Genomic DNA, 18889 nt, shown 5'->3' with positions numbered 1-18889 from the left:
TCTTAGTTTATTTACTATTCGTCTAAAAAATGATAGGAGATTTCGATTAAAGAACAAAAAGAAGGGACTAGTTGGTCCCTTCTCTTAATCCTTAATTGGTTTCTTCTAAATTACTTTATTTAACATTTAACAAAAAAATCCTTTAAAACCGACAAATTTTTTGCCGGGTCCCTTTCTCAAGATTATTTAATTAGCCTAAAAATTAACGGAAATCGATATTCATTTCCTTCAAAGGCTTTGATTGCTGCAATAATGGTGAATACAAAGAGCATTACACCTAATATCGCTAGTGCTACAAAACCAATTAAGATGAGTGTTAATAACCCGCTAACAAAAAAGTAAACTGTATAGGAAATCAAAAAGTTAAAGTATTCCCTGCCGTGATAATCAATGAATGATGACTCATCCTTTTTTATTAACCAGATAACTAGCGGTGCGATAACTGGGAAAAATATACTTAACACATAAATACCAGCAGCAAACAACCTTTCATCCTGATTAATCATTTTCTATTCCCCCATTGGAATATAATTTTTATTCATTAATATTTACGCCAGTGGTTTTAAAAGGTTTCGTTATCTTTAAAAAAATTTATGGGATCAAACTTCTCCCTAGGCACGTAAATTGGTAAAATTGATAAAATAACTATTATCAACGTGCAGAAAGGTTTTATTATGACAAAAATACTTTTAAAAAACGCAACGGTATATCCAATTTCATCAGAACCAATCCATCACTGTGATGTCCTAATTGAAGCAGGGAAAATTAAAAAATTAGGCAAAAATTTAACAACAGACTTAAACGTAAAAATAATCGATTGTGAGGATTTATTTCTTTTACCGGGCTTTATTGATGTTCATACTCACTTAGGTCTTTATGATGAAGGAACTGGCTGGGCTGGGAATGATGCAAATGAAACTGTCGAAGCCCTCACGCCCCATATTCGGGCAATTGATGGTGTTTATCCATTGGACCCAGCGTTCTCTGATGCCGTCAAAAGTGGCATTACAACTGTCCATGTCATGCCGGGAAGCGCCAACGTCATTGGCGGAACAACTTCAGTCATTAAAACTACTGGTAAAAATATAAAAAAAATGATTATCCAAGAAGTTTCAGGCTTAAAAATAGCCTTAGGGGAAAATCCAAAAAGAATTCATAGCCATGGGAATAATGATTCCATTACTCGGATGGGGATTATGGGGATGCTAAGAGAAGCCTTCTACAAAGCCATCCATGCGGATAATCCCGAGGAGCCTAGAATTACTCCTATCGTGAAGGCCTTAAAAAGAGAAATTCCCGTAAGAATTCATGCTCATCGTGCGGACGATATTATTTCAGCGCTTCGTTTTGCAGAAGAGTTTAATCTGGATTTACGTATTGAGCACTGTACTGAAGGGCATTTAATAGCCAGTGAATTATCTGGAATGGGTTTAAAGGTTTCTGTAGGACCTACATTGACACGAAGATCCAAGGTAGAATTAAAAAATAAAACATGGAAAACCTATCAAGAACTGACGAATCATGGTGTTGAAGTATCAATTATTACCGACCATCCTTATACACCAATTCAATACTTAAATATTTGTGCGAGCCTTGCTGTTCGAGAAGGATTATCCGAGAAAAAAGCACTAGAAGGAATCACCATATTACCAGCCAAAAATTTAAAAATAGACAATACCGTCGGAAGTATCGAAGAGGGTAAGGACGCAGATTTAGTGCTTTGGAGCCATCACCCATTCCATTATTTAGCAAAGCCAAAGTGGACGATGATTGGCGGTGAAATGATCTATCAAGAAAGATAGATTATTGTTGAAAATTGGTAAAAAATATTATCGAAAAATACACAAAAAACCTATTTATTTTTTGGTTTTTTTCTTGTATTATACACTAAGTGAAATGTTTTAGACCTGAATACTTTGGGGGGTTTACGAACACAATTTGTTAACAAAAAAATGATATAGGGAAGGCAAATGGTGCGCCACCAGTTTTACTGGTTCTAGTGGGTTCGATTCCCACCCCGAAATTTTTTAGTAACTTTATAAAAAATTTCGAGGGTGGACCGCTTCTTTTGACATGGGATCGGAATGCCCTAATGGAGGGATTTTCATGCTTAAAAAACGTGATCTTCATGACAGCCACACATTGTACGAATTAATGACGCACCCTGATGTCTTCCCTTTTGTACGCCAAAAAGCTGATTCCTATGAAGAATTTTTATTTATGACAAAACAAACCATAGAATCCGAAGAACGCGGCGAATTAATTTCACGGACCATTCTCGATGAATGGGGAGCGCCTATCGGAACAATTAATCTATTTGATATTGAGGACAACGCAGGTTTTTTAGGAACATGGCTTGGCAAGCCCTACCATGGCAAGGGTTATAATAGCCCGGCTAAGGATGCCTTTTTTCAAGAACTTTTTTATGAAACGGGAATTGAGACAGTTTTTATGCGCATCCGCAAGGTTAATATTCGCTCAATAAAAGCTGCTGAAAAACTTCCTTATGTTATAAAAGCAAATGAAAGTAGAAAATCTATTTATGAGCAATTAAACGCAAATGGTGAAGTATATAATTTATATGAGATTCCAAAGGATCAATACACCTTTTACCTTATGCGAAACGGAGCTGTTCAATCAGACGATTCACAATTGCTGGAGGCATAAAAAAACAATCGGCCCTCGCCGATTGTTTTTATTTAGTTTTCAAGGAAAGAAATCTTCATATTATTCCGTTAAATTTTGCTCCATGCTTTCGTTTACATCATTAAGACCCATTTGGAGCAAAAATTCATCTAATTCCTCATTCGTCAATGTTTCAAAGCGGCCATCATGAAAAAATACTTGGGTTTGATTAGGGTTAATTCTGTTCATGTTAAAACTCATTTTCTTTGCTCCTTTCATAGATGATTATTTTCTATTGTCCACAAAAGAAGCTGTTTTCATTCCTGAAAATCAAATAGTTCAAAAAATTATACTAATTCTTAAGTACTTTACCTAATACGTCAAGTCCACCTGTGACAGGTATTATACTTCCAGTAATTAAATCGGATTTTTCATCCGTAAGGAAGGCAATTACTCTGGCAATATCTTCTCCTGTTCCTTGCCTTCCAATGGGGCTATCACCCATTGCTGCTATAGCATCCCCAATATTACTATCTTTCCATTCATTTATTATATCACCCGGACAAACCATATTAGCGGTTATCCCATGTTCTGCTTCTTCAATTGCAATTGTCCTTGTAAGTGACGCTACTCCTGTCTTCGCTGCAGCAAACGCAGAACGAAATATCCAACCTGGTGCGGTTTCGACTCGGTCATATCCGATTGTAATAATTCTTCCCCATTTTTGGTTTCGCATCGAAGGAATAATAAGTTTTGACAAATAAAATACAGCACTTAAGTTCCCTTGTAATATATAGTTCCATTCATCGAAGGAATAGTCTGTCAGCTTCTTTCTTTCATGTATGTATGGACCTGCATTATGAACTAAAACATCCACGGTTGAAAATACAGCAAGGGCTTCATCAACAATTCGGATACAATCCTCCATGTTCGAGACATCACCTTGAATCGCAATGTTATGCGTTCCATAATATTTAGTCAATTGGTTTGCTAAAGAAATAGCTTCTGCTTTACTATTACGATAGTTAATGACTAGCTGATATCCATTTTCCGCGAGATATAAAGCAGTTTTTTTGCCAATACCAGAAGCTCCCCCCGTAATCAAAGCCGTTTTCTTTTTCACAAATCATTACCTCTCAATGTTTAGAATTTCTCTCTTAACTATATGTTAAAAAGAAACAATTATTTATGCAAATTTTAGTTCCATCTCTATAGTGAAAACTTGTTCCTCTGTAAAGGATGTAAGTTTTAATAACGAATGGGCAAATATTGGCATAGGATAAGATAGCTACAAAAGGTGGAAAGGATGAGATCATTGTTCCCTTGGGATAAGTTTCCTTTTGATAACGATTTGAAGGATAAGATAACAAAAATGAAGCCTGAAGAAATCAATAACTATGTTCAGGATCTTATGGGGAAAATCATGCCCGCTAACATGAAAGGTGTGATGAACCCTCAAGAGATGTTTAAGGGTTTCCAATCGTCGGTATCCCCGCAGGAGCCAACGAGGAGTATATTGAATTCAACGGCCTTTGAGACCCATGATTTTGTGTATGTTAGAATTCCAATCAAAAAAGAGGAATGGGTTAAACAGCTCCGTATTTTTCATACATCTAATCAACTAATTGTGGAGCATATTCCACAACATGAAGATAAACACACGATCATCCTTCCTGCAATTGTAAAAAAGAAGGGGGCAACTGCTACCTTCAAGGATTATATGCTTGAAGTGAAAATCCCAAAAAATGTTGATATGCAGTTTTCTCAAATTGATGTTACTGAAATTTCATAAACGTCATTAGAGTAAAGGACAGCCAATTTTTCTGTCCTTTAGTTTACTGACCTTCATCTTCCATCTTCATACCATCCATGGAGTTTTTGGTGTTGGGATCCTCAGGTGCACTTGGGGTCCCAATGGTAAATTCTTTTTTAGGCATATTATGCATATCTCTTGCTGTAACGTGAGAAATGATATAATAAGTACCTTCTTGTGAGAAGGATCTTTCTAAGCGATATATTCCTTTTTCAGCATGCTTAATTTCTACCTTTTCATGCTTGTCATCCTTTGCACGCCAGATCTCAAAAATAACCTCAGCATCCTTCACTTGATCATTCCCCTGAGTAACCTTCGCTTCCAATGTAATCGGTTGATTCATTTTGCCTGGGTCCGGGTTAATGGATAACTCTACTTCTACCATTTGCGGTAGATTATCGGCTTGTTCTTTTTTATTACTGCACGAAATAACAATACTTAAACATAGAACAGTCACCAAAAAAACGAAAAGCTTTTTCAAGGTTCCTCTCTCCTAACTTAATTCTTCCATTACTTCATTATGAATTTTAATTAACAATAGCTTGGCTTCTAGAGAAATCGTAGAATTAATCACTCTTTTGATTGCAGAATAGTATTTCTCATACTTGTTTTTCCGGATCCTCGGGTGTGAGTTTTCATCTTGAAGCTCCCTTTTTATCGCTTCGACTAGGGTCACTTCACTACCTTTTCCTTCTGTTTCTAGTATACGATTATTCCAAATCTGCCGATATTCCTCTAGTAATTCATCGAAGGATACTCTTTCTTTCGACAAACAATCCCTCCCCTTTTATGTCTTCACTTGCATTGTTACATATTTACTAACACTATTGCAAAAAATACAATTTAACAAGTCAAAGAAAGGAGAAACCTTATGTCTACCCCTTATAAATGTCCAAATTGTAAAACGAATCGGAGCCGCTTTAATGTTATTCAACAAGTTTCCCAATCTGTTAAACTCGACCCTCAATCGGGAGCAGTAATCCGAGAGTATGGTGAAAATGATTTAGAACCCTTCCACCTCCCTTACAATGGACCAGAATTTCGAGTCCAATGCGGTGCCTGTGGTTTAATTGAGGATGAACGTACGTTTATCAAATTTGGCGAACAGCCGATATAATCTTCTTCTTTACAAAAAAAACATCCTAATTATTGGGTTGTCCAGTAATTAGGATGTTTTTTTGTTTAATGAAGTTTATTTTCTTTTAGAAAATCCTTTGAATCCACTTTCCAAGCATCAATTGGTGAAAATCTTACCAGATGAATATCCCCTCTAAAGGATTGCCCGCCTCTGTTTTTTATAAACCAATCAATTTCGATGGGGACATCTAAACTAATTTCCTCGGTTAAATCCTCTGCTGGCAAAAGCTCCATTCGAGAAATTCTAACACTTTCAACATTCCCTAAAATCGGCTTCCAGTTTATTTTTTGTAAAGAAGCTTGGGAAGTAATCTGGACATCCTGCTGCTTCAATCCTGCAACATAGGCATTTATGACCTCATAGGGATTCGCTTTTCCTAAATACTGATTTAATTTGCCAGAAGCCTTCAAAACCATGAGCATATGTGATAAGTCCATTGAGTTGGTGCGATGAGTGGTACTCCCATAAAAATGAATACAAAAGTGACCTGGAAAGCTATTCGCTAATGCTCCAGCACCATGCGGCATTCCATGCATCGAGCCCGCTATCCATTGATCCTTATGAATAACAATAATAGCTCGGCGTTTCCAACTCCATTTACCCCCGTATATTCTTTTCATTACCTTCGTGTCTTTTGTGGTTAATGGCTGTACATCCGCATGGTGGCTTCCCGCTCGTCGTTGCACCTTGAACTTTCTTCCCGTTTCCACGTCCATTACCGTAAATTTTGTGTACTTTGGCAGGATTTGATTAACTTCTTTCCAATTTAACATCTCAATTTTATAGCTTATTGTTGATGCTGCTTTTACCCCTTGGCCATTTAGGAGGATATGAATTAACATTAAAAAAATGACTACCCTCTTCATCGTATCCTCCTTTTACAAAAAACTTTGCTACATTAAAAGAGTTACCTGAAGAGGAAATTATCATTCATTCAATCATGGTATTTTTCTTACTTTTCAAGATTTTCTAATTGTGTTTCAACCCCATTCCAATTTATACCTTCACCAATAAACACAAGGTTTAATCGCATATTCATGTCTTCTTTTAGATAAATCGGCATGCCATAAGAAAACTGAAATAAAAAAGGCAGGTCCGAATGATCAAACTTAACATAGCCCTTTATACGGTAAATTGTATCTGGTAAACGTTTTAAGAAATTCTCAAATTCAGCATGGCTAATGGCAGTTTTAAATTGATAAACAAATGTCGTTAAATTTATAGTTACTCGTTGTGACTCTTTCTTTTCCTTTTCAAAGGATACAGAAAGTTTTCTCAGCTGTTCAATTGACACCTGTGAATAATTAGTAAGAAGGCATCTTGCATTTGAATTAATGGATTGAATCTCGAATATTATCTTTGCTTGCTCATTCTCTTTTAATTCATTCATTTTGTTGATAATAATGAAGTCAGCATGCCTTACTTGCTCAAGGATCAATTGCTGGAGCTGGGGACTTAAGGATTTTCTTTCCATCCATCTCTTGCCATCGACTGTTGTTAGGATGCCTTTAATCAATAATTTATCTGCAAACAATGGGGAAAGGATCGCATCCAAAACCTCCACAGGATGGGCAGCACCGGTTGTTTCGATATATATCACTTCTGGTTTTTCATCTAATAATAATCCTTGCAACTGGGCTTCAAGTTTGTCTTGGATGGAGCAGCAAATACATCCTCCTAACAATTCTTTTAAGGAAACATCATCCCCCTCAACTGCATCAGAGTCTATGGAAACCTTACCTAGTTCGTTCATCATGACAGCTGTTTTTCTTCCTAACCTTTGTTCATCTTCTAACAATCGTTTTAAAAGGGTGGTTTTCCCGCTTCCCAAAAATCCTGATAAAATATAAACCTCAGCTTTTTTCATCCTCAATTCCCTTCCAATGGTCATTAATTGTACTCTAAAAAAATGACCCAACTCCGGGGAGTCGGGTTACTTTTTTTATTTCATTGTTCCCTTTAATACTTTAATGGCCTCTTGCATTTGTGTATCACTTGTTTTTATTTTGTCCCTTAATAACTCCATTAGTTTCATGGTGGAATCACCTTTTAAAACACCATTGACTGGGAGTTTTTGAGCTTTTTGGAAGGCAGTAACGGCATCTTTTGTCTTTTGATCGAAAAATCCATCTGTCCGACCTGGATCATAACCAATCGCTTTGAGCATTTTTTGGGCAGTTTGAACTTCCGTAGATGATGTAGATAGTTTCAGTTCCTTATCGGGATTAATAATTGTTAGAGTTGCATATTCAGGCAGGGCTACTGCAACATCAGGATTTATCCCCTTTTTATGAATCCAATTCCCGTTCGGTGTCAACCATTTCGCCGTGGTGAATTTAAGATTTGAGCCATCCTTGAAGTCAGAAGCAGTCTGGACTGTTCCCTTACCAAAAGACTTCTCTCCGACTAGCTTAACACCAGCAGATTCTTTTACAGCTGCAGCAAGTATTTCTGATGCACTGGCACTACCTTTATCAATTAAAACAACCAAAGGAAGATTTGGGTTCCCTTCATTTTGAGAAGGATATTCCTTAATCTTTCCATTTCGGTCTTCTACTTTTAAAATAAGTTTCCCTTTTGGAACGAACATGCTCGAAATCGAGATGGCTTGGTCCAATAAACCTCCTGGATTTTGACGCAAGTCTAATACTAGACCCTTCATTCCTTTCCTATTCAAGTCATTCAAGGTCTCAACTAGTTCCTTCGACGTATTACTAGAAAAGCTCGTAATTTGAACTTTAGCAATCCCGTCTCCCACCATTTCACCATAAACAGTTTCAATTGGTATCTCATCACGGATAATTGGCACAGTCATTGGAGCTGCTGTACCAGGGCGTTGGACAGACAACTCAACCTTTGTACCCTTTTTCCCACGAATCAGTGTTACTGCTTGAGTAGAATTCATCCCTTGGAGGCTTTTTCCATTTACGGACATAATCATATCATTTGGTTTTAAGCCAGCTTTTTCCGCAGGAGATCCTTTTATGGGAGACACAATCACGATGTGCCCATCCTTTTCCTGAATTTCAGCGCCAATCCCTTCAAAAGATGAAGAAATGCTGCCATGAAAGCTTTCTGCTTCTTCATTACTCATATAGTCTGAATAGGGATCATCCAGCGACTCCACCATCCCATTTATTGCACCATTAATGACCTTTTTTTGATCAATATCCTTAAAATAACCACTTTTCAATGTATCATATGCTTCATAGAGTTTATCAAATTCTGGTCTTTCTGTTCCAACTGTAACGACCTTTTCTTCTCCAAATGCCAGTGCAAACGTTGTAATTCCCGCAGATAGAAACACAACCATAAACAACAGCATGATAAAATGGAATTTTTTTAAACGTATGTGTCCTGATTTGTTTGCTGATCCTTGCTCTTGTTCAACGTTTGATTCTTGCGCTTTTATCTGTTCAATTTTCTCGTCTTCCAAATCCTTCACCACTTTCATTAACCATAAAAATAAGAAATGATCCAGCGAAAATTTTCTTATTTAGGTGCTAGATGGATTTCCAAATTTTCAAAAGCTATTATCAGATACTTTTAAAAAATAACCCTTAGTGATTAGAATAACATCTTTCGTATAAAATTAACAAAGAAAAGTTAATGAAATTATAATAAGATCACAAATAAATTTTCACAATAAACGGCACCTACCAAATGGTAGGTGCCGTTTATTTTTATCCTACATCATAACCTTGATCTTCGACGGCTTCTTTAAGCTTCCCAACTGAGGCTTTGCTTAAATCATGACCAACCATAACCTTGCCATCTTTTAATGAAACATTAACTTCTGTTACACCTTCTAAATTGAGAAGTGCTGTTTTCACTGCCTTTTCACAATGTCCGCATGTCATTCCTGTAACCTGTAATGTTGTTTTCTCCATGAAAATTACCTCACTTTATATTTATATTTTCACTCGCTTCAAACGAAGGGCGTTGGACACTACTGATACTGAACTAAACGCCATGGCTGCACCAGCAACCCAAGGGGCTAACAAGCCAAGTGCTGCAATTGGAATCCCCCCTGAATTATAAACAAGCGCCCAAAAGAGGTTTTGGCGAATATTTTGCATCGTTAATTTACTTAAACCCATTGCCTTTGGAATCAAGGTTAATTCCCCGCCAAGAATTGTTATATCAGCAGCTTCAATCGCTACATCAGTACCCGTACTGATTGCAATTCCTATATCAGCTACGACAAGGGCTGGTGCATCATTTATTCCATCGCCAACCATGGCCACTTTTAGACCTTGCAGCTGTAGTTCTTTGACATGATTGGCCTTTTCCTCGGGAAGGACTTCTGCAATAACATTAGTAATGCCGACTTGATTCGCAATCGCTTTAGCCGTACGTTCATTATCACCAGTTAACATAAACACTTTAATTCCTAATTGGTTTAATTGCTGAACCGCCATTTTAGCTGTCTCTTTTACTGTATCGGCAACAGCAACTACACCCATAATAGTGGAATTTATGGCAATAAACATAGCTGTTTTCCCTTCGTTCTCCAATCGGGTTAGGTCTTGGTCTCCCGTAATGCTGGGAATATTTTTTAGAGCCATAAGTTTACTGGTGCCTACAAATATTTCATCATCGCCTATTTTTGCTTCAATTCCATAACCAGGTACTGCCTTAAACCGTTTGACAGGCAGGGTACTTGATCTTTTTTCAATCCCATATTTTACGATCGCTTCGGCAAGTGGATGTTCAGAAGACTTTTCTGCTGAAACGAGGTATTGGAGTACTTTTTTCTCGTCCTGATAGGCTATAAAATCTGTTACTGTAGGATGTCCTTTTGTGATCGTGCCGGTTTTATCAAGGACGATTGCATTAATTTTATGGGCTGCTTCTAAATGCTCTCCACCTTTAAAAAGAATCCCCATTTCAGCTCCTTTACCTGTACCAACCATGATAGATGTTGGAGTGGCTAGTCCTAACGCACATGGACAAGCTATAACAAGAACAGCAATCGCTGTTTCTAATGCGGAAGGGAAATCTCCAGGATTCACAAAGAAGTACCAAATTAAAAAAGTAAACATTGAGATTGCAAGCACAACAGGCACAAAATAACCTGAAATTGTATCTGCTACCCGTTGGATTGGGGCTTTGCTGCCTTGGGCTTCTTCGACAATTTTAATTATTCCAGCAAGTGCTGTGTCTTTGCCAATCTTCATTGCTTTTATGGTCAGGGTTCCATTCTTATTGATAGTTGAACCAATGACATTGTCCCCAACAGATTTTTCCACTGGGATTGACTCACCGGTTATCATTGCTTCATCAACAGAAGATTGCCCTAAGGTTACTATTCCATCGACAGGAATTTTTTCCCCTGGCTTAACTAATAAGTTGTCAGAAACTTTCACTTCCTCAATTGGAATTTGAAGCTCCTTACCTTCTCTTAGTACAGTGGCTTCTTTTGCTTGGAGACTTAACAACTTCGATATGGCAAGCGTTGTTTTCCCTTTGGCCATCGTTTCAAATAATTTCCCTAATAGAATTAAAGTAATCAGTACAGCACTTGTTTCAAAATATAGATGTGGCATATAGTTAGTGTTACCAATTGTTTTCATACCTTCAGCTAAGCTATAAAAATATGCTGCTGATGTTCCTAACGAGACAAGGACATCCATATTAGCACTTTTATTTTTCAGGGCCTTAAAAGCACCCATATAAAACTGACCACCTATATAAAATTGCACAGGCGTTGCCAATAGTAATTGAAACCATGGATTCATCAAAAAATGTGGCATTGGTAAACCAAAATCAACAGGCAAATGGGAAAGCATCGTATATAGAAGCGGTATTGACAGAATTACCGCCAGAAGAAATATACGTTTTTTCTGTTTAATTTCCGCATCTTTATTCTGCTGTTTGGTATCCCTGTGAACCTTTTCTGTTGCTTCATAACCAAGATTTTCTATTTTAGTAATAATATCATTACTTGAAACCAGTTCTGTATCGTAAGAAATAGCTGCACTTTCCATTGCCAAATTGACATTTGCCTCAACACTGTCCATTTTATTTAGGACTTTCTCGATTCTCGCTGAACAGGCTGCACAGGTCATTCCAGAAATGTCTAATTTGAGCTGCTCTTTCATTTGGATCACCTCTTTTATATACTATACCCCCGCAGTGTATATTTGGTCAAAGGATTTTTACCGAAAATAATACTATATTTAATTTAAGCCTAATTTTGACGTCTTTCGATGATTTTTGTCACAGAGGAGTTTTGTTTTTTATTTATTCTCCATTTTGGTAGTGAGTTCCTGTTAATTACTAAAATAAAAAGCCTCATCCTATTTGGAAAAGGCTCATGTTGATTATTCTTTTATCGCTGCTTCTAAAGCTACTTCTATCATATCGTTAAAGGTTAATTGTCTTTCTTCGGCTGTTGTTTCTTCACCTGTTAAGATGTGATCACTAACTGTTAGAACGGAAAGTGCTTTCCGATCAAATTTAGCGGCTAATGTATAAAGGGCGGTGGTCTCCATTTCGATCGCCAGGATTTGATATTTAGCCCATTTTTCAAGTTCAGCGTTATCATTATAGAATGAATCTGCTGTAAAAATATTTCCTACTTTCAAGTTAAGTCCCTTTGCCACCCCTGCATCATATGCCTTACGAAGTAAATCAAAGTTTGCTGTAGGGGCAAAATCGACATGACCAAACGTTAAACGATTCATATTTGAGTCGGTTGAGCTTGTCATTGCCAAAATGACATCACGAACCTTTACATCTTTTTGAATGGCTCCACATGTTCCAACACGAATTAGATTTTGGACTTTATAGCTTTGCATAAGTTCATTAATATAAATAGAAATGGAGGGAACACCCATTCCAGTTCCTTGGACAGAAATTCTTTTTCCTTTATACGTCCCAGTAAATCCGAACATATTACGAACTTCGTTGTAACATTTTGCATCATCTAGAAATGTTTCTGCAATATATTTTGCCCGAAGCGGGTCCCCTGGCAGTAATACTGTTTCAGCAATTTCGTTTTCCTTCGCACCAATATGTACACTCATCTATATTCCTCCAATCAATAACTACAGCCGTATTAAAACTGTTTCATTGACAATATATCATAAACAATTTCTAATGAGAAACTCTGCAATGAAACAGACATGAATTTATTATTTTGTGGGAAGCTATTTTTAAGATTGGAGGGAGATCATTCATGGGTAAAAAACATCGAAGCCGCACTAATTCACCGAAGAAAAATAATCACATCCCTGCTGAGGCCATTGTGGCTGAACATGAGGCACATGCAAAAGAGCACAATGCAACTGGTGGAAGAAAACACTAAGCTAAAAAAACCTAAGGAATATTGTCCTTAGGTTTTTAACTTACAGAAGAACTATTCTGTTAATAGGAAACCAACCACCAGGTTTTAATTGATAATAATGCTGTCCTCCCCTGCCTTCGTCTATTAACACAATATCCCCTGTTGAGAGAAATCTGCCTTGATAATCTGCAGGGATTCTGTCAGTAACATTAAAGCGGCTGAAAGTTTCCTCTAAGCATTGCACTCGGCTATTTGCTGGAATAGTGGTTCGAAAAACCTCTTTATGCCCTTTATTTTCACGATATTTTGGAGTTTGAAAGATCGTCACATCATATTGTATACATGCTCTTTTTGTTAATACTTTGATCATCATATACCTCCAATTATTAGAATTAATTGCCTATTCTAATAATTAGCGATGAACATTGTCGATTCCTTCTTGAAAATCCCATTATTTTTGTCGAATTGCACTTTTTTTATCCAGCAAAGATGATTTTTATGGAATCAATCGTTTCAATATACATAAAAACAATAGGACCAAAATGGCCCTATTGTCAGGATTTTATGAATATCGTTGAATTGCACTTTGAATTCTTTGTTGTAAATTCGGGATATCTGCATTTGAAACTGACAAGCGTACATTGGTCTCATCTGCACCCATTGCCTCTGAAAACAATCCTGATAGCCCTCTTGCCCGACGGTCCACTTGGAACATGATATCAAGCATGCCATTTCCAGACGGGAAGAAAACTACTTCTAGTTCATCCAATCTGCCACGAAATAATCCTGCAGTAGGTACAAACTCAAATTCTTGAACAAACGGTAAACGTCCCCGTAATCGCCGCGGTGCTTCTTCACAATCGGCTTCTCGAATCCTAAATCCTAAATTATCAATAGCATTAAACACAGCAGACATAAGTGAGTTAGGGACAACTTTTAGATAATCTTTATCGCTTGGGTCCACACCGCCTTTAATATCTAGACCGGTAGTTACCCAAATCTTTGACCTGCCAATGGAAAGCGGCGTATCCAAAGGAAGTTGAAAGGAAAATGGAATGTCTTTTTTCTCATTTGCACGAATGACAAAAGGAGTAGTTAATCGAAACTTTTCGATCGCAGCAGTGACGGTATACTTTTTGTCATCTGACTCTCTTAAATAGGTGGTATTTAAGGTGAGATAAATCTCATCAACCTGCTGATCGATCTTGCCTCCTTTAATTTCAACTACTCCGTTAACAGTCTCCCCCGGCATATAAGTATCTTTTTCAAGCTTTGTGTCCACTGCTGCTGACCCAATTCCTACGCTGGCAAATACTTTGTTAAAAAATGACATTTTCCTCCCCCTAGATTAAGTATAAATTTATTATTTCAGCTCTTATTTGGGCACAGTTTTCATATGCTGGTTCAATCTGTAAGAGCTTTTTAATTATGTGTTTGGCCTGATTCGAAATTTCCAATTCCTCTTCCCAGCTTTTTTCCTGTTTGTGTTGTGGAAAAGTAAAATTTGAATACAGTAAAAACAATAGGAAATGTCCCAATCCATAAAAATCCGCTTGGCAGTTAACCTCTTTACGGATATTGTTTTCCTTTGTTGTCTGAACTGCTGTTTCAAGATTAAGATGTCTTCCTAACCCTAAATCAATCAGCCTAATCTTAGCACCATCCAAAATGACATTTGGGATTCGGATATCTCTGTGGATTATTTTATGATTGTGCAGATATTCAATCGGATTTAGTAATTCATAGACGATTTGAAAAGCTTCTTTTTCAGAGACTTTCTTTCCTTCAGCAAAAATAAGCTGTTCAAAGTTCATCCCCTCAATAAATTCCATTGTGTAAAAAGGAATGTTGTTAAAGGTACCACCCTCAAAATATCTTGGAAAACCAGGATGTTTAATCGAACTTAACAGTTCTTTCTCATATTCAAAGTCAATTCGACCCGATTGCGTTAATCTTTTATGGAGTCGCAAGGCTTTTAGAACCTTTTTTTGCTTTGATTCTAGATCATATACCAAGTAACTATGACCGTAACCACCTGCCCCGAGATGTCTAATGACCTTGTATCGATCAGCGAAGAGCTTATCATTTGGAAACAGTTGTTCAAATAAATTGGAAAATAGGAATGCAATTCTTTTTATCATGAGAAGGGTACCTTGCTAGCTGCTAAAAAAACTTCTACTTTTATATTTCTTTTTATAATGATGATGTCCTAGGTTGTTGTGCTTATAATGATTTCTTCTCTTCCAGGCATCACTTGTAGAGCTATAATGATGGTGATTGTGAAGCTTACTTTTGAAAATTAATTTAAGGATTTTTTTTAACAATTCTTTCCCCTCCTTAGCTTCGTAAACATTCATACGTTTAGAAAAAATAAAGGTTTCATGATTAGCGAAATTTATTAAATATGATGATCCAATGTACTTTGGCTAAAGGTTTTTTTAACGAGAACAACAAAAAGCGAGCACCGAATGCTCGTCTTCTGTATTAATCTATATTAAAAGGAAAAGACTATTTCCTTCTATTTGATTAATTAATTTTTTATTCATCCTCTTCTTCTTCGTCGATAATACTCTTCTCAATTAAATATTCGAAAGTTATGTCTGCAATTTCCTCTAATTCTTCTTCACTAGGAACGTATCCCCTTTTTACAAGCTCATGAAAGAAAAATTCGGCAATCTCTTCTGTATCAATAAATACTTCAATTTCTCTCATAGCATCGCCCCCTTTTTAGAGAATGTATGATGTACATGGCTTTTTCATGCTATTTACTTTAAGGACCTAACTGAATATCCATTTCCAAAGTGAACGAGGATTTATTAACCCCTTAAATTTCAATAAGAGATGAAGTCTTTTTTGGATTGGACAAGCATAGGATGAATGAAAAGAACTTTCCCTGAGGTGATATGATGTTAAATTTACAATTAAAATTAGAGGCATGGATAAATGATGTTAATCGGGAGGATGGTCTCACCCTCCAAACATTTGAGAAGATTCTAGATGTGATGTTTTTTCTTATTAAATGGGCTGGTATCCCGTTTGTTGTTTATTTACTATTTGAAATTTCGAGGTGGTAGCTTCTTTCTTAGACGTGACTCTTGCCATCGTTACTGACAAGACTTTCTAATTTCCTAAGAATCACACGCATTACTTGATAATATTCCTGATCCTGAAACATTTCATATAAAATCCGGTAATCATTAAATATGTCCAATAAGTTGTCAATTAATTCCTTTTTTTCCTTTTTGCGTTCAATTTCTTCGAATTCTGCTTTTCTAATAATGTTCTGGACTTTTGGATTTTCGACTGCCTTTTCCTGCTTATTCACTAAGTATAGGAGACCCAGTTTTTGAATAAATGTGTCAGCATTTTCAGCATCTGCAACAAGTGTCAATTCTTCTTCACCAGCTTCAAGCCATTCACCATCACTTACCCTTGATAGCTCATAAATGACATCTTCCCAGGCATCTTCTTTATAGCGCCAAATTTCTGTACGGAAGCCTACAACTTTAAACAAGTCTGCACCATAACCGCTTACTTGAACTAAATCGCCGAAGAAAAAATTATATTCGATGTCAATTTGTTCTTGTTCCATTACAACGCCATCGAATTCTGATAGTAATTGTAAGGCGGATTCAATGAATAATCCGTCACTTTTGTTTACTTCATATACATACTTCCCGTCTAGCCACTTTACATCTGTTACCTTGCCAACTGTTCCATAGATTGTAATCACGACCGTATCACCGATCTTATACTTCGGTTTTTTTCTATTTCCCATTTCCTCCCATCCTCTCAATAATAAGTCGTGAATTTTGATTACAATAGTATATGCGCCGTTTAAATAAAAGCGCATGTGAATTGTAAAATGAAAAAATCGCCTCATTTCTGAGACGATCACATTGTTCTATATTTTGCTTTCAGTAATCAAATATTGCTGCCATGCCTCATCAAAAACGGACATTGATTCTAAGTATTGACCATTCAGTTCTAGATAAGAACTTAACTCATGATAGTCCTCGGAAGTTTTCGGAAAACTATGATCTAAATAAGCATGATTGGCAAAGTCACTAATAGCATCCTTTGGAGCAGGATGCCTATATTTCATTAAAAAATGATAAAATGATTTAATCATATATAAACGCCTTCCTCATCCAGATTCACTCTATATGTATTTCTTATGAAATACTATAACGGATACTATGGTAAGCGTCCAGCGTTTAGAAATACCATAAAGCATAAAAGCAGCCTATAATGAGGCTGCTTTCATTATGATGAAAAGTCAAAGTAATTTTTCTTTAATAACCTTGGAACCGCCATTAACTCTTCGAAGCTGACCACTTTTCCAATCAGTTTACAATCAATTAAATACAACTGATTCTCAATTTCTTTTACAATTGGTTCACTTTGATAAATCATTGCACAATCAGGGCAGGAAAAGGCGGGGGTTTCCGAGATTTCAATCGCTCGCGTCCCATCTGGCAGCTCCCAAAAAACTGAAGTGGTTACTCTTTCTACATTTGTGCTTGAACACCATTCACATACGGTTTCCAATTACACTCCTCCTATTCCTTCAACGTCTCGGCTGATGTTCCATCCGTTTTTGTTTCATGACTACCTGCTTCTTTTTGAGACAATGCTTTAAATTTCTTATCCTTTAATTCATCCCGTTTGCTGCGCTTATCCTTTAACGTCGTGTGTGCCGGGTCTTGGTAATAATCCTTACGGCGATTTAACCTTGTTAATCCCTCTGGAACAAGGTTAAAGTGTTGATCATTCATAATACCTGAGATTCCTGTAAGAGACCTTTTCGCTTCCATATCAGGGTAAACCTCTTGAAAATAACCCTCTGCCCTTCCAGGCACATAATTTTCTGGCTCTGGGTATGAGGTGATTACGCCTTCAAAATTCCGAAGGACCACTTTCTCTGGACTTTGCGAGATCAAGTAATTCGGCTGAAGGGCAATTTTACCCCCTCCGCCTGGGGCATCGACGACAAAGGTCGGTACGGCATAGCCAGAAGTATGTCCGCGAAGCCCCTCGATAATTTCAAGTCCTTTGGAAACAGGTGCCCTGAAATGACCGATCCCTTCAGATAAATCACATTGATAAATGTAATAAGGCCGGACGCGAATTTTGACAAGATCATGCATTAGTTTTTTCATAATTGGCACACTGTCATTGATTCCTGCAAGGATCACAGACTGGTTACCAACTGGAACACCGGCATTGGCAAGCATTTCGCAAGCCCTATTTGAGTCCTCGGTAATTTCGATCGAAGTATTAAAATGAGTGTTCAGCCAAATTGGATGATATTTTTTCAAGATATTACAAAGGTTTTCGGTAATTCGCTGCGGGAACACAACAGGTGCTCTTGTCCCTATCCGGATAATTTCAACATGATCAATTTCCCTCAGGTTTTTAAGGATATATTCCAAAATATTATCATTAATCAGCAGGCCGTCCCCACCAGAAATTAATACATCTCTTACCTGAGGGGTTTGCCTGATATATGAAATAGCTGCATCCAGCTGCTTCTTCGGAACACCCATGCCAATTTGCCCTGAAAAACGTCGCCTTGTACAGTAGCGGCAATACATCGAACACTGATTGGTAACAAGAAAAAGAACCCGGTCCGGATAGCGGTGAGTTAACCCAGGGACAGGTGAATCTTCATCCTCATATAATGGGTCCTCTAGATCATATTTAGTTTTATAAATCTCCTTCGAAATAGGCACAGACTGCATTCTGATCGGACAACGTGGATCATCAGGATTCATTAAGGAAGCATAATATGGTGTAATATTTAAGGGGATGGTTTTTGTAGAAATTCTTACACCCTCCTCTTCATCTGGAGTTAAATGGATCACCTTTTTTAAATCATCTAACGTACGGATCGTATTCGTTAGCTGCCAAAGCCAATCGGTCCACTGCACTGAAGTAACATCTTTCCAAAGTTCTATATCTTTCCAATGCCTTAGTGGTTTATATAAAAATTGTTTCACTGTAAGTTCCTCCCATCTTG

Annotated in this window: 25 protein-coding genes; 6 read left to right on the top strand and 19 right to left on the bottom strand. The window is 37.1% G+C overall.

The window, feature by feature from the left end:
* Positions 1–182 precede the first annotated feature (182 nt).
* The gene (locus tag J7E63_RS08110; RefSeq protein ID WP_215010987.1) at positions 183–506 is read right to left on the bottom strand and encodes a DUF4870 domain-containing protein; all 324 of its coding nucleotides are present in this window, start codon (positions 504–506) and stop codon (positions 183–185) included.
* Positions 507–674: 168 nt separating this feature from the next.
* Here J7E63_RS08110 and J7E63_RS08105 point away from each other — a divergent pair, with 168 nt between their 5' ends.
* The gene (locus J7E63_RS08105; RefSeq protein WP_215010986.1) at positions 675–1802 is read left to right on the top strand and encodes an amidohydrolase; all 1128 of its coding nucleotides are present in this window, start codon (positions 675–677) and stop codon (positions 1800–1802) included.
* Positions 1803–2106: 304 nt separating this feature from the next.
* Positions 2107–2667 carry a GNAT family N-acetyltransferase gene (locus J7E63_RS08100; RefSeq protein WP_215010985.1) on the top strand — a complete coding sequence of 187 codons (561 nt, stop codon included), beginning with the start codon at positions 2107–2109 and terminating at the stop codon, positions 2665–2667.
* A gap of 60 nt (positions 2668–2727) precedes the next feature.
* Here the strand turns inward: J7E63_RS08100 and J7E63_RS08095 are convergent, their stop codons facing one another.
* Positions 2728–2886 (bottom strand): hypothetical protein, encoded by a 159-nt coding sequence (locus tag J7E63_RS08095; protein WP_179195904.1) that lies wholly within the window; start codon positions 2884–2886, stop codon positions 2728–2730.
* 91 nt (positions 2887–2977) lie between these two features.
* Positions 2978–3748 carry an SDR family oxidoreductase gene (locus J7E63_RS08090; RefSeq protein ID WP_215010984.1) on the bottom strand — a complete coding sequence of 257 codons (771 nt, stop codon included), beginning with the start codon at positions 3746–3748 and terminating at the stop codon, positions 2978–2980.
* Positions 3749–3931: 183 nt separating this feature from the next.
* On the opposite strand from J7E63_RS08090, the gene J7E63_RS08085 reads away from it, so the two are divergent.
* Positions 3932–4417 (top strand): Hsp20/alpha crystallin family protein, encoded by a 486-nt coding sequence (locus J7E63_RS08085; protein ID WP_308161926.1) that lies wholly within the window; start codon positions 3932–3934, stop codon positions 4415–4417.
* Between the two features lie 43 nt (positions 4418–4460).
* Here J7E63_RS08085 and J7E63_RS08080 read toward each other — a convergent pair whose 3' ends face one another.
* Positions 4461–4919 carry a FixH family protein gene (locus tag J7E63_RS08080; protein WP_215010983.1) on the bottom strand — a complete coding sequence of 153 codons (459 nt, stop codon included), beginning with the start codon at positions 4917–4919 and terminating at the stop codon, positions 4461–4463.
* 12 nt (positions 4920–4931) lie between these two features.
* Positions 4932–5210: a hypothetical protein gene (locus tag J7E63_RS08075; RefSeq protein WP_088088658.1), complete on the bottom strand. Its 279-nt coding sequence runs from the start codon at positions 5208–5210 to the stop codon at positions 4932–4934.
* Positions 5211–5309: 99 nt separating this feature from the next.
* Here J7E63_RS08075 and J7E63_RS08070 point away from each other — a divergent pair, with 99 nt between their 5' ends.
* Positions 5310–5555 carry a DNA alkylation repair protein gene (locus J7E63_RS08070; protein ID WP_168244799.1) on the top strand — a complete coding sequence of 82 codons (246 nt, stop codon included), beginning with the start codon at positions 5310–5312 and terminating at the stop codon, positions 5553–5555.
* A gap of 65 nt (positions 5556–5620) precedes the next feature.
* Here J7E63_RS08070 and J7E63_RS08065 read toward each other — a convergent pair whose 3' ends face one another.
* The 6 genes from J7E63_RS08065 to deoD form a co-directional block, all read right to left on the bottom strand.
* Entirely contained in the window at positions 5621–6442 is an 822-nt protein-coding gene (locus J7E63_RS08065) for a hypothetical protein (RefSeq protein ID WP_215010982.1), read from the bottom strand.
* 86 nt (positions 6443–6528) lie between these two features.
* Positions 6529–7443 (bottom strand): CobW family GTP-binding protein, encoded by a 915-nt coding sequence (locus J7E63_RS08060; protein ID WP_215010981.1) that lies wholly within the window; start codon positions 7441–7443, stop codon positions 6529–6531.
* A gap of 75 nt (positions 7444–7518) precedes the next feature.
* A complete protein-coding gene (locus J7E63_RS08055; RefSeq protein WP_483861482.1) occupies positions 7519–9012 on the bottom strand; it encodes a lmo1851 family serine protease in 1494 nt (497 codons plus the stop codon).
* 247 nt (positions 9013–9259) lie between these two features.
* Positions 9260–9466 carry a copper chaperone CopZ gene (copZ, locus tag J7E63_RS08050; RefSeq protein WP_088088662.1) on the bottom strand — a complete coding sequence of 69 codons (207 nt, stop codon included), beginning with the start codon at positions 9464–9466 and terminating at the stop codon, positions 9260–9262.
* Positions 9467–9487: 21 nt separating this feature from the next.
* Positions 9488–11680 (bottom strand): heavy metal translocating P-type ATPase, encoded by a 2193-nt coding sequence (locus J7E63_RS08045; protein WP_215010979.1) that lies wholly within the window; start codon positions 11678–11680, stop codon positions 9488–9490.
* A gap of 222 nt (positions 11681–11902) precedes the next feature.
* Positions 11903–12607, bottom strand: a complete 705-nt coding sequence (gene deoD, locus J7E63_RS08040; protein WP_215010978.1) for a purine-nucleoside phosphorylase — start codon at positions 12605–12607, stop codon at positions 11903–11905.
* Between the two features lie 152 nt (positions 12608–12759).
* Between deoD and J7E63_RS30070 the strand changes: the two genes are divergently transcribed.
* Positions 12760–12888 (top strand): hypothetical protein, encoded by a 129-nt coding sequence (locus J7E63_RS30070; RefSeq protein WP_088088665.1) that lies wholly within the window; start codon positions 12760–12762, stop codon positions 12886–12888.
* 40 nt (positions 12889–12928) lie between these two features.
* On the opposite strand, the gene J7E63_RS08035 is transcribed toward J7E63_RS30070, so the two are convergent.
* The 4 genes from J7E63_RS08035 to J7E63_RS08020 all read right to left on the bottom strand — a co-directional run bounded on the left by J7E63_RS08035 (position 12929) and on the right by J7E63_RS08020 (position 15579).
* On the bottom strand, positions 12929–13240 hold the full coding sequence (locus J7E63_RS08035) for a YodL domain-containing protein (protein WP_214712540.1): 312 nt from the start codon (positions 13238–13240) through the stop codon (positions 12929–12931).
* 189 nt (positions 13241–13429) lie between these two features.
* The gene (locus J7E63_RS08030; protein ID WP_215010977.1) at positions 13430–14200 is read right to left on the bottom strand and encodes a sporulation protein; all 771 of its coding nucleotides are present in this window, start codon (positions 14198–14200) and stop codon (positions 13430–13432) included.
* A gap of 10 nt (positions 14201–14210) precedes the next feature.
* Positions 14211–15008 (bottom strand): serine/threonine protein kinase, encoded by a 798-nt coding sequence (locus J7E63_RS08025; protein WP_215010976.1) that lies wholly within the window; start codon positions 15006–15008, stop codon positions 14211–14213.
* 397 nt (positions 15009–15405) lie between these two features.
* On the bottom strand, positions 15406–15579 hold the full coding sequence (locus J7E63_RS08020) for a YozD family protein (protein ID WP_066256754.1): 174 nt from the start codon (positions 15577–15579) through the stop codon (positions 15406–15408).
* A gap of 191 nt (positions 15580–15770) precedes the next feature.
* Between J7E63_RS08020 and J7E63_RS08015 the strand changes: the two genes are divergently transcribed.
* Positions 15771–15941: a hypothetical protein gene (locus J7E63_RS08015; RefSeq protein WP_215010975.1), complete on the top strand. Its 171-nt coding sequence runs from the start codon at positions 15771–15773 to the stop codon at positions 15939–15941.
* Between the two features lie 8 nt (positions 15942–15949).
* On the opposite strand, the gene J7E63_RS08010 is transcribed toward J7E63_RS08015, so the two are convergent.
* The 4 genes from J7E63_RS08010 to kamA form a co-directional block, all read right to left on the bottom strand.
* Positions 15950–16645 (bottom strand): hypothetical protein, encoded by a 696-nt coding sequence (locus J7E63_RS08010; protein ID WP_215010974.1) that lies wholly within the window; start codon positions 16643–16645, stop codon positions 15950–15952.
* Between the two features lie 126 nt (positions 16646–16771).
* On the bottom strand, positions 16772–16996 hold the full coding sequence (locus J7E63_RS08005) for a YozE family protein (RefSeq protein WP_210427180.1): 225 nt from the start codon (positions 16994–16996) through the stop codon (positions 16772–16774).
* Between the two features lie 137 nt (positions 16997–17133).
* Positions 17134–17418, bottom strand: a complete 285-nt coding sequence (locus J7E63_RS08000) for a YokU family protein (protein WP_215010973.1) — start codon at positions 17416–17418, stop codon at positions 17134–17136.
* Positions 17419–17429: 11 nt separating this feature from the next.
* Positions 17430–18869, bottom strand: a complete 1440-nt coding sequence (gene kamA, locus J7E63_RS07995) for a lysine 2,3-aminomutase (RefSeq protein ID WP_215010972.1) — start codon at positions 18867–18869, stop codon at positions 17430–17432.
* Between the last annotated feature and the right edge of the window lie 20 nt (positions 18870–18889).

Source organism: Bacillus sp. ISL-75 (assembly GCF_018613095.1).
Note: the sequence above shows the minus strand (reverse complement) of the source record. Positions and strands in the feature narration are given on the sequence as shown.

What these genes read in the sequence shown, in the direction of transcription:
- J7E63_RS08100 (WP_215010985.1), top strand. Translation starts at nt 2,107, where the DNA reads ATGCTTAAAAAACGTGATCTTCATGACAGCCACACATTGTACGAATTA.
- J7E63_RS08010 (WP_215010974.1), bottom strand. Translation starts at nt 16,645, where the DNA reads ATGGGAAATAGAAAAAAACCGAAGTATAAGATCGGTGATACGGTCGTG.
- J7E63_RS08020 (WP_066256754.1), bottom strand. Translation starts at nt 15,579, where the DNA reads ATGAGAGAAATTGAAGTATTTATTGATACAGAAGAGATTGCCGAATTT.
- J7E63_RS08035 (WP_214712540.1), bottom strand. Translation starts at nt 13,240, where the DNA reads ATGATGATCAAAGTATTAACAAAAAGAGCATGTATACAATATGATGTG.
- J7E63_RS08085 (WP_308161926.1), top strand. Translation starts at nt 3,932, where the DNA reads ATGAGATCATTGTTCCCTTGGGATAAGTTTCCTTTTGATAACGATTTG.
- J7E63_RS08095 (WP_179195904.1), bottom strand. Translation starts at nt 2,886, where the DNA reads ATGAGTTTTAACATGAACAGAATTAACCCTAATCAAACCCAAGTATTT.
- J7E63_RS08015 (WP_215010975.1), top strand. Translation starts at nt 15,771, where the DNA reads ATGATGTTAAATTTACAATTAAAATTAGAGGCATGGATAAATGATGTT.
- J7E63_RS08065 (WP_215010982.1), bottom strand. Translation starts at nt 6,442, where the DNA reads ATGAAGAGGGTAGTCATTTTTTTAATGTTAATTCATATCCTCCTAAAT.
- J7E63_RS08060 (WP_215010981.1), bottom strand. Translation starts at nt 7,443, where the DNA reads ATGAAAAAAGCTGAGGTTTATATTTTATCAGGATTTTTGGGAAGCGGG.
- J7E63_RS30070 (WP_088088665.1), top strand. Translation starts at nt 12,760, where the DNA reads ATGGGTAAAAAACATCGAAGCCGCACTAATTCACCGAAGAAAAATAAT.
- J7E63_RS08030 (WP_215010977.1), bottom strand. Translation starts at nt 14,200, where the DNA reads ATGTCATTTTTTAACAAAGTATTTGCCAGCGTAGGAATTGGGTCAGCA.
- deoD (WP_215010978.1), bottom strand. Translation starts at nt 12,607, where the DNA reads ATGAGTGTACATATTGGTGCGAAGGAAAACGAAATTGCTGAAACAGTA.
- copZ (WP_088088662.1), bottom strand. Translation starts at nt 9,466, where the DNA reads ATGGAGAAAACAACATTACAGGTTACAGGAATGACATGCGGACATTGT.
- J7E63_RS08045 (WP_215010979.1), bottom strand. Translation starts at nt 11,680, where the DNA reads ATGAAAGAGCAGCTCAAATTAGACATTTCTGGAATGACCTGTGCAGCC.
- J7E63_RS08025 (WP_215010976.1), bottom strand. Translation starts at nt 15,008, where the DNA reads ATGATAAAAAGAATTGCATTCCTATTTTCCAATTTATTTGAACAACTG.
- J7E63_RS08070 (WP_168244799.1), top strand. Translation starts at nt 5,310, where the DNA reads ATGTCTACCCCTTATAAATGTCCAAATTGTAAAACGAATCGGAGCCGC.
- J7E63_RS08105 (WP_215010986.1), top strand. Translation starts at nt 675, where the DNA reads ATGACAAAAATACTTTTAAAAAACGCAACGGTATATCCAATTTCATCA.
- J7E63_RS08110 (WP_215010987.1), bottom strand. Translation starts at nt 506, where the DNA reads ATGATTAATCAGGATGAAAGGTTGTTTGCTGCTGGTATTTATGTGTTA.